This is a genomic window from Acidobacteriota bacterium (assembly GCA_026393755.1).
Classification (GTDB): Bacteria; Acidobacteriota; Vicinamibacteria; order Vicinamibacterales; family JAKQTR01; genus JBAXOX01.
This window is the reverse complement of sequence record JAPKZO010000036.1, coordinates 27,500-41,304: the sequence shown is the minus strand read 5'-3', so window position 1 is coordinate 41,304 and position 13,805 is coordinate 27,500. Positions and strand designations below refer to the sequence as shown.

Here is a 13,805-nt window from a genome sequence, read left to right as displayed (position 1 = left end):
GCCGCACGACTGCGATGAATGCGCCCGAAATGACGCTGGCCCCACCACCGCGCCCGGGTCACTTCCCCGGAGGACACGGTGCGCCAGATCCCGTCCAACTGCTGGAAGCGGCACGCGCCGATGCCGATGCCGTTCTGAAGAGGCTTGCCTCCCGGGCAAGCGGGCTGAACCAGGCCGAAGCCGATTCCCGCTTGAAGCAGTTCGGGACCAATGAGATCGCACGGGAAAAGCCTCAAACGGCCCTGATGCGCCTCCTGCGAAACATCAAGAATCCACTGGTGCTTCTGCTCCTGGCGCTGGCCGCCCTGTCGTATCTCACGGGTGACCTGCGGGCGACGGTGGTGATTCTGGTGATGGTGGCGCTGGGCATCGTCTTGCGTTTCGTCCAGGAGATGCGGGCCGATCATGCAGCCGAATCGCTCAGAGCGATGGTCAGCAATACGGCGACACTGGTGCGGGACGGCAAGGAAGAGGAAGTCGCGCTCAAGCTGCTGGTGCCTGGCGACATCATCCGGCTGGCAGCCGGCGACATGGTCCCGGCAGACGTCCGGGTCATATCCGCCAAAGACCTGTTCCTGAATCAGGCGGCCCTCACCGGTGAAGCGGTGCCGGTGGAGCGAACGGCTGGCCCGGCACCAGCCAATATCGAGAACCCGCTCGATCTGTTCAACCTCTGCTTCCTCGGCTCCAACGTGGAGAGCGGCTCCGCCACCGCCGTGGTCATCCATACCGGGGACCACACCTATTTCGGATCGCTCGCCGCCAGGATTGTCGGGCAGCGGCAGCTGACCAGCTTCGATACGGGCGTCAACAAGTTCACCTGGCTGATGATCCGCTTTATCGCCGTGATGGTGCCGGCGGTGTTCCTCATCAACGGGCTGAGCAAACACAACTGGATGGAAGCGTTCCTGTTTGCCCTGGCCGTAGCCGTCGGGCTCACGCCCGAGATGCTCCCCATGATCGTGACGGTGAACCTGTCGAAAGGCGCGCTGGCCATGGCGCGCAAGAAGGTGATCGTCAAGCGCCTGAACTCGATCCAGAACTTCGGGGCGATGGATGTGCTGTGCACCGACAAGACGGGCACCCTCACCCAGGGCAGGATCGTGCTCGAAAAGTACCTGGACGTGTACGGCGATCCCAGCGAGAAGGTGCTGCACTACGGCTACCTGAACAGCTATCACCACACCGGGCTGAAGAACCTGCTGGACAAGGCGATCCTCGACCATGAGGAACTGAGAGCGCACCTGAAAGCGGACGAGAAGTACCGCAAGATCGACGAGATCCCGTTCGACTTTGTCCGTCGGCGAATGTCAGTGGTCGTGGAAGACGAAACCGGGTTGAACACGCTGATCTGCAAGGGCGCCGTGGATGAAGTGATGAGTGTGTGTACCCGGGTGGAAGTCAAAGGGGAGGTCATCGAGGTTCTGCCCGAGCACGACGCCACACGCCGACGGTTGGCCGACGACCTGAACAGTCAGGGCTTCCGGGTCGTTGCCCTCGCGTACAAGCACATGCCGGGCTCGTCAGATGATCCCGTGTACGCGGTCAAGGATGAATCGGATCTGATCCTGCTGGGCTTCCTGGCCTTCCTCGATCCGCCCAAGGACACGGCGACAGAGGCGTTGAGCCGGCTTCATCGCCTGAACGTGGAGGTCAAGGTCCTGACGGGCGACAACGAGATCATCACGGCCTACATCTGCAAGGAAGTGGGCATGCCGGTCGCGCACCTGCTGCTCGGCTCTCAAGTCGAAACGATGAGCGAGACGGAACTGGCCGACGCCGCCAGCCATGCCAGCGTTTTCGCGAGGCTGGTCCCGGCACACAAGGAACGCATCATCCGGGCGCTCCAGAGCAAGGGCCACGCCGTCGGGTTCATGGGCGATGGCATCAACGACGCCCCGGCCCTGAAGGCTGCCGACGTAGGCATCTCGGTCGACACCGCCGTGGACATCGCCAAGGAATCGTCCGACATCATCCTGCTGGAGAACAGCCTGCTGGTGCTGGAACAGGGCGTGCTCGAAGGCCGGCGGGTGTTTGGCAACATCGTCAAGTACATCAAGATGGCGGCCAGTTCGAACTTCGGCAACATGTTCAGTGTCGTGGGGGCCAGCGCATTCCTGCCGTTTCTGCCCATGCTGCCAATCCAGGTGCTGACCAACAACCTCCTGTACGATTTCTCGCAGACCACGATCCCGACCGACGAGGTGGATGCTGACTGGCTGACCAAGCCGCGCCAGTGGACCATCAGCAAGATCCTGCGCTTCATTCTATTTATCGGGCCGATCAGCTCAATCTTCGACTATGCGACATTTTTCGTGATGCTGTACGTCTTCGACTGCTGGCAGAATCCCGCCCTGTTCCACACGGGCTGGTTCGTGGAGTCGTTGTTCACGCAGACGCTCATCATCCATGTCATCCGTACCAACAAGATCCCGTTCATCGAAAGCCGGGCGAGTTGGCCGCTCATCCTCACGTCCGTGCTCATCGTCGCGGTTGGCGCCGGGCTGACGGTTTCGCCCCTGGCCAGCACGCTCGGGTTCGTCCCGCTCCCTCCCCTGTACTGGCTGCTGCTGGCCATCATGCTGCTGGGCTACGCCGTGCTGACGCAAGCGGTGAAGGCGTGGTTCATCCGCAGGTTCGGGGACTGACGACGGCGCCCGGCATCCCTTCCGTGCCGGTTGTCGCCGGAACAACGGCCTGTGCACCCTCGACAGGTGTGCAATGCGGGACAGCGCGATCGGCGCGCATACACGACACTGCTAGTGGCTGGAGGGCATGGACGGCTGCCTACAACGGGCGCCATCCCGTACGCGGGGCGTGTGGTCAAGGACCGCGGGCTGCCTGACGATCGCGTCGAAGGCTGTAAACGGAGGTCGGTATGAAGATGATCTTTCGGCTGGTCCTGCTGATCGCAGTCGTCGCAATCGGGGCGTGGTTGATGGGGTTCTGGTCTCCCGCTGACGTGATGGCAGGCCGCTGGGGCAGCGCCACAACCACAGCGGGAACGATCAACACCGGAACCGCCGGTGATCGCCTGAAGCAGTTTGATGAACAGGCCGTACGCGCCGCACGGAAGGTGGAAACCTTCGCCCAGGAGGCCGGCCTGAGCGGGAAGATCAAGTCGAAGATGGCGCTGGACGATCTCGTGCGCGCGCGAACGATTGGCGTCTCCACGGCCGGCGGCGTCGTCACGCTGACCGGCACCGTCCGATCGATCGCTGAGCGCGACCAGGCGCTCAAGCTCGCGCGAGACACAAACGGCGTCACCCGAGTACTGGACCACCTGGTGGTGGTGCACTGAGGCCTGAATCACACATGTGTGATCGACCTTCCTATATGAGCGTCAATACGCAGGAGGACGAACAATGAACGGACAGGATAGACAGACTCACGACTTTCGATTCCTGGCAGGACTCGCGATGGGCGGGGTCGTCGGCGCGGGACTGGCGCTGTGGCTGGCTCCGCGGGCGGCCGCGGAGATCAAGGCGCGGGCTGTGGACTCGGCGAAGAACCTCGGCGACGCGGTTTCCGAGCGTTATCGGGAGGCAAAGATCCGCGCCACCGGAGCGGTCGACGGACTCACCCGCAAGGGGCAGGGGGTTCGCGACGATGTGTGTGACACCGTTGTGCGAGGTGCGAGGGACGTCGAACGTGGTGCGAAACACGTCGAGATCGCCGCACAGGATGTTCAGCGTTACGCGGCCGACGCCAAGACTCCGAGGGTTGGTTAGGTGAAGACGCTCCGCGGGTAGACAACAGGCGGTGACGGTCTGACCGTCATAATGAGGAGAAGATCGATGATTACTATCTTGGTCGTGATCGCGGTACTGATGCTGCTCGGCGCGTTGCCAACCTGGCCACACAGCCGCAACTGGGGATACGGCCCAAGCGGCGGCATCGGACTCGTCGTGTTGATCCTGGTGATCCTGCTGCTCACGGGCCGGCTGTGACAGCTGACTGAAGACTGGTCGGGTTGGGATCAGCGGCCTCCACCAAGCCGCTGATCCAGCCCGCCAACGCGCGTCAAGAAGAACGGGCGTACCGGCTCACGATCGAGCCTGTTGAGTGAAGCTGAACGCGAAGCCCTGAGGCGAGTTGATCCGCCGCTCCCGGGCGGTGTGCTGCTCGTGCAGCTCTTCGCAGGCCTTGCAGCGCACGGCAAACGGGAGCGCCTGCAGCCGCTTTTCCGAGATCTCACCATCGCATTCGGTGCAGTAGCCGTACTCACCGGCCTCCAGCCGAACCAGCGCCTCGCGAAGCCGCTGGAGCGTCTCTCCCTTCATCTGGATCAGGGCGACCTCGATATGCTCCTGGATGTCGGCTTCGGCGTGCTCGGTTTCGTCGAGCCCGTCGCCTGCCCCGCCGGAGGGCACGCCGCGGACCCGGCAGCGAAGCACATCTTGCAGCTCGCGCTGCCGGTCTTGCAGCATCACCTGCAGGTCCTTGTGCCGCGCCTGATTCGGGCGGGGAGCGGCGGCGGCAGTTCTCGTGGTGGTCGTCATGGCTGGGCCGTCCTTTCCTGAAAACGCGGTTGAGTAACTGCAATAGGATGCGCGCTCCTGCGGCGGCTGTCTGTCCAATATTGGACACGTCTCTTGACCCTGTTCCGTTCGGCACAGCGCGGCTTGCCGCCGTACGCCACACTGTCGCCATGCGGACATTCCTCAATGGCCTGGCGACTCTTGGCGAGGTCACCCTCGTTGCGCTGGCTGTCCCGATCGCCATCCTGGTGATTGGCGCGCCCATCGTGCTGCTCGTCAGGGTCGCGCTCGAAGTGGTGCTGGCACTATGAGCCCGCATGGTGCTGACCGGGGCTGCTGCTCCCGTCGGCGACGGCTCGAGTGCCCCGTCGGAGGAGCCTGGATGAACCGAATGAGAATTCTGGCAGTCGTGCTGATGGTGACTGGCGTGCTGGGATCCGCGGGTACCGCCGAAGCGCAGACGACGTCACTGGTGCCACCGGAGACGACTCCCATCGTCGCCGACACGATCGCCCCGCCTCCGGTGCCGCCGGCGGAAAAGACGGTCCGCAAGAGCTTTCTTGTCCCGGCCCTGGAGATTGTCGGATTCGACGCCCTCTTGAATCGGTTCAACTACTACACCACCGACAAGGTGGTCTATGGCATCAGCGTTGCTTCGATCCGGAGGAATGCCACGCACAAATGGATCGTCGACACCGATCCGTTTGCTATGAATCAGTTCTACCACCCGTACCAGGGATCGCTCTACTTCGGCTTCGCGCGATCGGCCGGCCTCAACTACTGGACAGCTCTCGGCTATACCTTCGCCGGCAGCATGCTCTGGGAGATCGCGGGCGAGACCGGCCCGCCCTCATATAACGACCAGATCACCACCGGCTTCGGCGGGACGTTCCTCGGCGAATCGCTCTTCCGGACGGCGAGCCTGTTGCTGGAGAGAGGAAACGGTAACGTCGGGTTCTGGCGGGGGCTTGGCGCGGCGTTGATCTCTCCGGCCACCGGCTTCAATCGTCTTGCCGGCGGCGAGCGGTTCGACGAGGTCCTCCCGAGCCGCGACCCGGCTCTGTTCGCGCGTTTGCGGCTCGGCGCGAGCCTGAGCGAGAAGGTATCCCAGGAGGGCGTCTCGCAGACTTTCAAACGCAAGGAGGCCATCGCGGACTTTCAGATGTCCTACGGGCTCCCTGGGAAGCCCGGTTATCGCTATACGCGCCCGTTTGACTACTTTGACTTCCAGTTCACGGCTGTCAACACCAGTGCGTTCGAGAACATCATGAGCCGAGGCCTCCTGGCTGGAACTGACTACGCGGTGGGCGATGCCTATCGCGGGGTGTGGGGCCTCTACGGCAGCTACGACTACATCACGCCGCAGATCTTCCGCGTGTCGAGCACGGCCCTCGGTCTCGGCACGACGGGCGCGTGGCGGATCGCTCGATCGGTGCAGTTCCAGGGCACGCTGCTGGGCAGTCTCGGATATGGCGCGGCGGGCGTCAGCCACAGCAGCAGTGCCGAACGCGACTACCACTACGGCGCCACACCACAGGGGCTCCTCGCGCTCCGCCTGCTGTTTGGCGGCATCGCCAACCTCGACATGACGGTGCGCGGGTACTACGTCAGCGGCACAGCCTCCACCGAAAATCGAGGGTCGGAGCAAATCGCCCGCGGGGACGCGGCGTTGACGGTGCGCGTCTACCACCACAGCACGGTCACGCTCAAGTACGTCGCATCCCGCCGGGACGCGTATTATCCCAACCTGCCAGATCGACACCAGACGATTGGGGCGTTCAGTTTGCTCTACGGCTACATCAGCAGCGGTCACAAGTTCGGCGCCGTCGAGTGGCTCCCGAAGGATGCGCCGGTGCGCTAAGGCGATCTCCTCCCACGCAACCATGGCGGTCGCGCGCGATGAGGGTCATTGCGGGCGCGGGAATGACCGGGATGGACCCGGGGCCCCACCACGGCAGAAGCGTCGGGGACCCCGCCGAAAAGTCGCGTCGCGTCAGTCGTGCAGCACGATGCTCAGCAGGGAGTCGTTGACCTTGAGTCCGCCGTTGTATTCGATGAAACCGAGCTTCCTGAACTTGTTCATGAAGAAGTTCACGCGCGAGCGGGTCGTGCCGACCATTTCCGCGAGCATCTCCTGCGAGATCTTGGGCAATACCCGATGCGGGGCGTCCTGCTTGCCATAGCGGGCGAGCAGGAGCAGCGTCCGGGCCAGCCGTCGCTCGCTGGAATTGAACAGTTGATCCACAAGATCGGCCTCGACGCGAATGTTGCGCGACAGGACATAGGCCAGGAACCGATCCGAGAGCTCGTGCTGGTCGTGAAGCAGCCGGAGCATCTTCTGCTTCTCGACGACGAGGAGCGAACTCACACTTGTGGCAGTCGCGGTCGCCATCCGGAGGACCTGTCCCGCCAGGGCCCCTTCACCAAAGAAATCCGCCGGCCCCGCCATCGCCACAATGGCTTCCTTGCCTTCGTGGGAGAGGACCCCGAGCTTCACCGTGCCTTTCTGAATATAGAAGACGCTGTCGCAGGGTTCGCCCTGCGAGTAGACCACGTCGCCGCTCTGACGAGTGACGACCTTCCCGGCGACGCCTCCCGACTCGAGGAACGCACGGATGTCGAATGGTCGTTGCTTCGGCGGATTGACGCGAGTTTGATGCTTGACCATCTAACGCTCCCGGCACTCAGCCCTTCGTCCCCATTTCCCAGAACGCCCGGCGCTGTTTCTTGCCAGAACCGCCCTGAATAAGCCCACGCAGCCTCACCGAGGAACCGATCTGTTCAAACCGTCCAAATCACCGAGGGGTATTTTAGCATGACGGGGGGGGAGGGCAATTCCCCCGGCCAGCCGCGTCCACCCCGTTCGTCCTTCTCGAGCTGGCCGCCCCTGGCGCACCGGAACGAGGACACCTGCCAGATAACCCGGATATCGTCTGAAGCCGTAAAATGACGGCATCCCGACCAACAGATCCAGACCGAGGGAGCCCAGACCGTTACAGTCGGACGCGCCGGAGCCTCAACGCGTTGGCGACGACCGACACCGAACTGAAGCTCATGGCCGCGGCGGCGATAATAGGACTCAGCAGGACGCCGAAGAACGGATAGAGGACGCCGGCCGCGACCGGAACCCCGATCGCGTTGTAGACGAACGCGAAGAAGAGATTCTGCTTGATGTTCCGCATGGTCGCCCGGCTGAGCCGCCTCGCGCGAATAATGCCGCCGAGGTCGCCCCTGACGAGCGTGACGCCCGCGCTCTCCATCGCGACGTCGGTACCGGTTCCCATGGCGATGCCGACGTCGGCCTGGGCCAGGGCCGGTGCATCGTTGATGCCGTCGCCGGCCATCGCGACAATGCGCCCCTCGCGCTGAAACCGCTTGATCGCTTCGGCCTTCTGATCCGGAAGCACCTCCGGCACCACTTCGTCGATGCCGAGTGCGCGAGCCACGGCCTCGGCTGTCGTGCGGCTGTCCCCTGTCAGCATCGCGATGCGAAGGCCCTCGGCCTGCAGTTGGCGAATGGCCCCTGGCGTCGTCTCCTTGATGGGATCGGCGACTCCCACCAGCCCGGCGACCCTGCCGCTCATCACGACGAACATGATCGTCTGGCCGTCAGCCCGGAGACCTTCGGCGCGAGGCCCGAGGGCGCCCGGTTCGAGTTTCATGTCGCTCAACAGCGCCAGATTGCCCAGGGCGACATCCTGTCCACCAACCCGGCCTGAAACGCCTTTGCCGGTGCGCGATTCAAAATGATCGGCGTCGACGAGTTGGAGATGGCGGGTCTCGGCGCCGGCAACGATGGCCGCAGCCAGAGGGTGTTCGCTCCCGCGCTCGAGCGACGCCGCCGCCGTGAGCAGGAGAGATGAGTCCGAGCCGTCCACCGACTCAACCGTGACCAGCTTGGGTTTCCCTTCGGTCAACGTTCCGGTCTTGTCCACGACCAGCGTGTCGACCTTCCTCATGACCTCGATGGCTTCTGCATTCCTGAACAGCACGCCGGTTGTGGCGCCCTTGCCGGTCGCCACCATGATCGACATGGGGGTCGCCAATCCGAGCGCGCACGGGCACGCGATGATCAGGACGGCCACCGCGGCGATGAGCGCATGCGCGAGGCGCGGGTCCGGTCCGACCACGGCCCAGGCCGCAAATGTGACGATCGCTGACAGCACGACGACCGGAACGAAATAGCCGGCCACCACATCGGCAAGCCTCTGGATCGGCGCGCGGCTCCGCTGAGCGTCGGCGACCATTTGAACGATGCGAGCCAGCAGCGTTTCGCTTCCCACCTTGTCGGCCCGCATGACGAGCGCGCCCGTGCTGTTGATCGTTCCCCCTATCAGAGAATCTCCCTCCCGCTTTTCGACCGGGATTGGCTCGCCCGTCACCATGGACTCGTCCACCGAACTGATGCCTGTCAACACGACCCCATCGACCGGAACCTTCTCGCCAGGACGTACGCGCAGCCGATCGCCAACGGTGACCTCTGCCAGTGGCACGTCGACTTCGCTGCCGTCATCTTTCAGGCGGCGGGCCGTCTTCGGCGCGAGGCCGAGCAGGGCGCGGATGGCGGCGCCTGTCTGATGGCGGGCCCTGAGCTCGAGAACCTGGCCGAGCAACACCAGAGAGACGATGACCGCTGCAGCCTCGAAGTAGACAGCAACGGTTCCGTCGGCAGCGCGGACGGCCGCCGGGAAGATCGACGGCAGCAGCGTCGCGACAAGGCTGTACCCGTACGCCACGCCCACACCCAGCCCAATCAGGGTGAACATGTTCAAGTGCCTGGTCACCAGCGATTGCCAGGCGCGAACAAAGAACGGCCAGCCGCCCCAGAACACCACCGGTGTTGCAAGCAGCAGTTCCAGCCAACTGAGCATCCGTGGCGAGACCAGGTGCTCCAGAGGTTGCCCGGGAATGTGCTCGCCCATCGCCGCAACCAGCAGCGGCAGGGTCAGGAAGACGCTCACCCGGAAGCGACGGGTCATGTCAACCAGTTCCCCGCCCTCTTCCTCGGCGCTGCCAGACGGCGTTCGCGGTTCGAGCGCCATGCCGCAAATCGGGCAAGGCCCGGGCGCGTCTTTGACGATCTCCGGATGCATCGGGCAGGTGTATTCCCCAGCGCCACGGCGGCTCGCGAGAGGCTCGGCCGGCTTCGTCGTCGTGACATCCACGTACTGATCCGGATTCGCCGTGAACTTGGCGAGACAGCCCCGGCAGCAGAAAACAAAGGTGCGTCCGTGATGATCGATACGGTGCGGCGAGTCCGGCGAGACCGTCATGCCGCAGACGGGGTCCTTGAGAATCGTTTCTGTGGTCGTCGCGCGAGCGTGAGCGGTGTTCATCCGTGTGGCCCTCAAGAAGAGCTTACACGCCAATCTGGTCCCAGTTCACGGTGCAATTGCAAGAACTTCACCGGATGTGGCCTCCTTCGAGGTGACTCGTCCTGTGAGTGTGAGCAGAAGCCGCAGAAGCACCGCAGACCATTCGGCACCGGAGCGTGCGTTCTGCGTCCGGGAGCTTCTGTGAGGCTGTGCGGTATTGAACACGCCCGCCACCGTGATTGGACCGATGATCCATCGAAGGAGAATACCGATGACATTCAACATGATGGAGCATATGCAGGCCGGCAAGGACTCCATGGCGATGTGCCCCATGATGAAACAGATGGGCGGCATGAAGCACTAGGTGCCTCGGCCTCAGGCGATGATTCCTCGTGGGCCTGACCCCATGCACGTGGCGTTGCCCTGCGTCCTGACGATCAACGGCGGCTCGTCGACCATTCGGTTCGCGGTGTACGAAGCAGGCGACACACCGCGGCGGCTGCTTGATGGGAAGATCGATCGCATCGGATTGAGCGGCACGAACCTCATCGTCAACAATGCGACGGGGACACCGCCGGTTCCCCGCCGCCTTGCCGCCGCCGACCACCGCACTGCGGTGGGTTTCCTGTTCGATTGGCTTGAGGCCCAGCCGATCTTCGCGTCGGTCAATGCTGCGGGACACCGCGTGGTGCACGGCATGAAGCACGCCGAACCGGAGCGGGTCACGCCGAGATTGCTCGCGGAACTGCGCCGGATCTCGCCCTATGCCCCGGAACATCTGCCACGCGAGATCGCGATGATCGAAGCGTGCCTGCGGCGGTATCCGACGCTGCCCCAGGTGGCATGCTTCGATACGGCGTTTCACCGCTCGATGCCGCGGGTCGCCAGGTTGCTGCCAATCCCGCGGCGCTACCAGGCCAGGGGCGTCGAGCGTTACGGCTTCCACGGCCTGTCCTACGCGTACTTGATGGAAGAACTCGGCCGCCTTGATCCCGCGGCCACGAAGGGCCGCGTGATCCTCGCGCATCTCGGCAATGGCGCCAGCCTCGCCGCCGTGCGCCACGGCAAGAGCATCGAGACCAGCATGGGCTTTACGCCCACGGCCGGACTGGTGATGAGCACACGCACGGGAGACCTCGATCCAGGCCTGTTGTACTACCTCGCACACGCCGACCACATGACCGCGGGGCGCTTTCAGCAGATGGTGAACCACGAATCCGGTCTGCTCGGAGTATCGGGGACGAGTTCCGACCTGCGCGACCTGCTCGCCGACGAAGCCGTCGACGCGCGGGCGGCGGACGCCGTGGCGCTCTTCTGTTATCAGGCGAAGAAGTGGATCGGTTCCTTCGCCGCGGCGCTCGGCGGATTGGACACGCTCGTTTTCGCGGGAGGCATCGGCGAGCACGCACCGCCCATCCGGGAGCGGATCTGCGACGGACTCGGCTTTCTTGGCATCGAACTGCACCGGAAGCGCAATGCGGAGAATGCGCCGCTGATTTCACGGGACGCCGGTCGCGTCACCGTGCGCGTCATCCGCACCGACGAGGAACTGATGATTGCGAAGTCCGTCACCCGCGTCCTCAAGCTGGGCTCCACACGGAAGAGGTAAGCCGTGACCACCCGCACACTCGCGCCGGAACTGCTCTATCGGATGGATGCCTACTGGCGCGCCGCCAACTATCTGTCGGTCGGCCAGATGTACCTGTGCGACAATCCGCTGCTGAAGCGACCGCTCACGCTTGCGGATGTCAAGCACATGCTGCTGGGACACTGGGGCACGACCCCGGGGCAGAACTTCATTTATGTGCACTTGAACCGGGTCATCAAGAAGTACAACCTCAACATGATCTACGTCTCCGGCCCCGGGCACGGAGGCCCGGCGGTTGTGAGCAACACGTACCTCGAGGGCACGTACAGCGAGATCTACCCCGGCATCAGCCAGGACGAGGCGGGGCTGCGGAAGCTGTTCGTTCAGTTCTCATTTCCCGGAGGCATCCCCAGCCACGCTTCGCCGGAGTGCCCGGGCTCGATCCATGAGGGTGGTGAGCTCGGCTATTCGCTCAGCCATGCGTTTGGGGCGGTGTTCGACAATCCCGATCTCGTCGTCGCCTGCGTCGTCGGCGATGGCGAGGCGGAAACCGGACCGCTCGCCACGGCGTGGCATTCGAACAAGTTTCTCAATCCGGCCACCGACGGCGCGGTGCTGCCGATCCTGCATCTCAACGGCTACAAGATTTCCAACCCGACCCTCCTCGCCCGCATCACCCGCGAGGAACTGAAACAGTTGCTTCTCGGCTACGGATGGACGCCGCTGTTTGTCGAGGGCCACGATCCGGCGCGGATGCATGAGGCCATGGCCACGACGCTCGATACGGCGGTGGAGCAGATCATACAGATCCAGCAGGACGCCCGCGTCCGCGGCAACATCACGCGTCCGCGCTGGCCGATGATCGTTCTTGACTCACCGAAGGGCTGGACGGGACCGAAGATGGTCGATGGCCTGAAGGTTGAAGGCACCTTCCGATCACATCAGGTGCCGCTCTCCGATCCGGCCACGCATCCCGAGCACCTCAAGCAGTTGGAAGACTGGCTGAGGGGCTACCGGCCGCAGGAGCTCTTCGATGAGCAGGGCCGCCTGAAGCCGGAACTGGCGGAACTTGCGCCCACACGCGATCGACGCATGGGCGCGAATCCGCACGCCAACGGCGGCAGGCTGCTCCGTGATCTGCGGATGCCGGACTTTCGCGACTACGCAGTCGACGTGCTCTCGCCGGGAGTGCGCGGCATCGGCGACACGCATGTGCTCGGCCGGTTCCTGCGCGACGTGGCGAAGCTGAACAGTGAACAGCGGAACTTCCGGGTCTTTGGCCCTGACGAGACGCTCTCCAACGGCCTCGAAGCCCTCTTTGAAGTCACCAACCGCCAATGGGGCGCCGCGATGGTGCCGAACGACGAGTTCCTTGCTCCCACCGGGCGCGTGATGGAAATGCTCAGCGAGCACCAATGCGAGGGCTGGCTCGAGGGCTACCTCCTCACCGGGCGGCACGGGCTCTTCAACTGCTACGAGGCGTTCATCCATATCGTCGACTCGATGTTTAATCAGCACGCCAAGTGGCTCAAGGTGACGTCGCGCCTGCCGTGGCGACCGAAGATCGCCTCGCTCAACTACCTGCTGGCCTCGCATGTCTGGCGCCAGGATCACAACGGCTTCACACATCAGGATCCCGGCTTCATCGACGTGGTCATGAACAAGAAGGCCGAAATCGTGCGCGTGTATCTGCCGCCGGACGCGAATTGCCTGCTGTCGGTGATGGATCATTGCCTGCGCAGCCGCCACTACGTCAACGTCGTCATCGCGGGCAAACACCCGGCGCCGCAGTGGCTGGCAATGGACGCCGCCGTCGCGCACTGCACCGCAGGCATCGGCGTCTGGCCGTGGGCCGGCAACGACCAGGGCGTGGCGCCCGACGTGGTGATGGCCTGTTGTGGCGACGTGCCGACGCTGGAGACGCTCGCGGCAGTCTCCATCCTGAGGCAGCATCTGCCCGATGTGAGAATCCGGGTGGTCAACGTCGTCGACCTCATGAAGCTGCAGCCGCAAACAGAGCACCCGCACGGATTGAGCGACAGGGATTTTGACGAGATCTTCACGAGGGACAAGCCGGTCATCTTCGCCTTCCATGCCTACCCGTCGCTGATCCACCGGCTGACCTACCGCCGCACCAACCACGACAACATCCACGTCCGCGGCTACAAGGAAGAAGGAACGATCACCACCGCCTTCGACATGACGGTGTTGAACGATCTGGACCGCTTCCACCTTGTGATGGATACCATCGACCGCCTGCCGCAGACCGGTAACCGGGGGCTCTGTCTGAAGCAGCAACTCAAGGACAAGCTAGTCGAGCACAAGGCACACATCAACACATACGGCGAGGATCTGCCGGAGATTCGGAACTGGAAGTGGGACATCACGCAGGAAGCAGGTTGACGTTGATGCGGCCGTCCC

At 63.7% G+C, this 13,805-nt stretch carries 11 protein-coding genes; 8 read left to right on the top strand and 3 right to left on the bottom strand.

Features of this window, described 5'->3' with window-relative positions:
• Nucleotides 1-14: 14 nt before the first annotated feature.
• The 4 genes from mgtA to NTV05_15515 all read left to right on the top strand — a co-directional run bounded on the left by mgtA (nt 15) and on the right by NTV05_15515 (nt 3,950).
• The gene (mgtA, locus tag NTV05_15530) at nt 15-2,648 is read left to right on the top strand and encodes a magnesium-translocating P-type ATPase (GenBank protein ID MCX6545810.1); all 2,634 of its coding nucleotides are present in this window, start codon (nt 15-17) and stop codon (nt 2,646-2,648) included.
• A 230-nt stretch (nt 2,649-2,878) separates the two neighbouring features.
• Entirely contained in the window at nt 2,879-3,301 is a 423-nt protein-coding gene (locus tag NTV05_15525; GenBank protein MCX6545809.1) for a BON domain-containing protein, read from the top strand.
• 64 nt (nt 3,302-3,365) lie between these two features.
• Nucleotides 3,366-3,731: a YtxH domain-containing protein gene (locus tag NTV05_15520; GenBank protein ID MCX6545808.1), complete on the top strand. Its 366-nt coding sequence runs from the start codon at nt 3,366-3,368 to the stop codon at nt 3,729-3,731.
• A gap of 66 nt (nt 3,732-3,797) precedes the next feature.
• Nucleotides 3,798-3,950, top strand: coding sequence for a DUF3309 domain-containing protein (locus NTV05_15515; GenBank protein MCX6545807.1), 153 nt, complete (start codon nt 3,798-3,800; stop codon nt 3,948-3,950).
• Between the two features lie 96 nt (nt 3,951-4,046).
• Here the strand turns inward: NTV05_15515 and NTV05_15510 are convergent, their stop codons facing one another.
• A complete protein-coding gene (locus tag NTV05_15510) occupies nt 4,047-4,502 on the bottom strand; it encodes a TraR/DksA C4-type zinc finger protein (protein ID MCX6545806.1) in 456 nt (151 codons plus the stop codon).
• Nucleotides 4,503-4,651: 149 nt separating this feature from the next.
• On the opposite strand from NTV05_15510, the gene NTV05_15505 reads away from it, so the two are divergent.
• Both NTV05_15505 and NTV05_15500 read left to right on the top strand, forming a co-directional pair.
• Complete coding sequence (locus NTV05_15505) at nt 4,652-4,792, top strand: hypothetical protein (protein MCX6545805.1); 141 nt, start codon at nt 4,652-4,654, stop codon at nt 4,790-4,792.
• A gap of 80 nt (nt 4,793-4,872) precedes the next feature.
• Nucleotides 4,873-6,342 (top strand): DUF3943 domain-containing protein, encoded by a 1,470-nt coding sequence (locus tag NTV05_15500; GenBank protein ID MCX6545804.1) that lies wholly within the window; start codon nt 4,873-4,875, stop codon nt 6,340-6,342.
• Nucleotides 6,343-6,474: 132 nt separating this feature from the next.
• Here the strand turns inward: NTV05_15500 and NTV05_15495 are convergent, their stop codons facing one another.
• Together NTV05_15495 and NTV05_15490 are read right to left on the bottom strand one after the other, a co-directional pair.
• On the bottom strand, nt 6,475-7,149 hold the full coding sequence (locus NTV05_15495) for a Crp/Fnr family transcriptional regulator (GenBank protein ID MCX6545803.1): 675 nt from the start codon (nt 7,147-7,149) through the stop codon (nt 6,475-6,477).
• Nucleotides 7,150-7,474: 325 nt separating this feature from the next.
• Entirely contained in the window at nt 7,475-9,817 is a 2,343-nt protein-coding gene (locus NTV05_15490) for a heavy metal translocating P-type ATPase (protein MCX6545802.1), read from the bottom strand.
• A gap of 385 nt (nt 9,818-10,202) precedes the next feature.
• Here NTV05_15490 and NTV05_15485 point away from each other — a divergent pair, with 385 nt between their 5' ends.
• Entirely contained in the window at nt 10,203-11,405 is a 1,203-nt protein-coding gene (locus NTV05_15485; protein ID MCX6545801.1) for an acetate/propionate family kinase, read from the top strand.
• A gap of 42 nt (nt 11,406-11,447) precedes the next feature.
• A complete protein-coding gene (locus NTV05_15480) occupies nt 11,448-13,787 on the top strand; it encodes a phosphoketolase family protein (GenBank protein MCX6545800.1) in 2,340 nt (779 codons plus the stop codon).
• Nucleotides 13,788-13,805: the final 18 nt, after the last annotated feature.

Bases quoted from the DNA above. Each gene is read 5' to 3' on its own strand.
- mgtA (MCX6545810.1), top strand. From the start codon at position 15: ATGAATGCGCCCGAAATGACGCTGGCCCCACCACCGCGCCCGGGTCAC.
- NTV05_15525 (MCX6545809.1), top strand. From the start codon at position 2,879: ATGAAGATGATCTTTCGGCTGGTCCTGCTGATCGCAGTCGTCGCAATC.
- NTV05_15520 (MCX6545808.1), top strand. From the start codon at position 3,366: ATGAACGGACAGGATAGACAGACTCACGACTTTCGATTCCTGGCAGGA.
- NTV05_15515 (MCX6545807.1), top strand. From the start codon at position 3,798: ATGATTACTATCTTGGTCGTGATCGCGGTACTGATGCTGCTCGGCGCG.
- NTV05_15510 (MCX6545806.1), bottom strand. From the start codon at position 4,502: ATGACGACCACCACGAGAACTGCCGCCGCCGCTCCCCGCCCGAATCAG.
- NTV05_15505 (MCX6545805.1), top strand. From the start codon at position 4,652: ATGCGGACATTCCTCAATGGCCTGGCGACTCTTGGCGAGGTCACCCTC.
- NTV05_15500 (MCX6545804.1), top strand. From the start codon at position 4,873: ATGAGAATTCTGGCAGTCGTGCTGATGGTGACTGGCGTGCTGGGATCC.
- NTV05_15495 (MCX6545803.1), bottom strand. From the start codon at position 7,149: ATGGTCAAGCATCAAACTCGCGTCAATCCGCCGAAGCAACGACCATTC.
- NTV05_15490 (MCX6545802.1), bottom strand. From the start codon at position 9,817: ATGAACACCGCTCACGCTCGCGCGACGACCACAGAAACGATTCTCAAG.
- NTV05_15485 (MCX6545801.1), top strand. From the start codon at position 10,203: ATGCACGTGGCGTTGCCCTGCGTCCTGACGATCAACGGCGGCTCGTCG.
- NTV05_15480 (MCX6545800.1), top strand. From the start codon at position 11,448: ATGGATGCCTACTGGCGCGCCGCCAACTATCTGTCGGTCGGCCAGATG.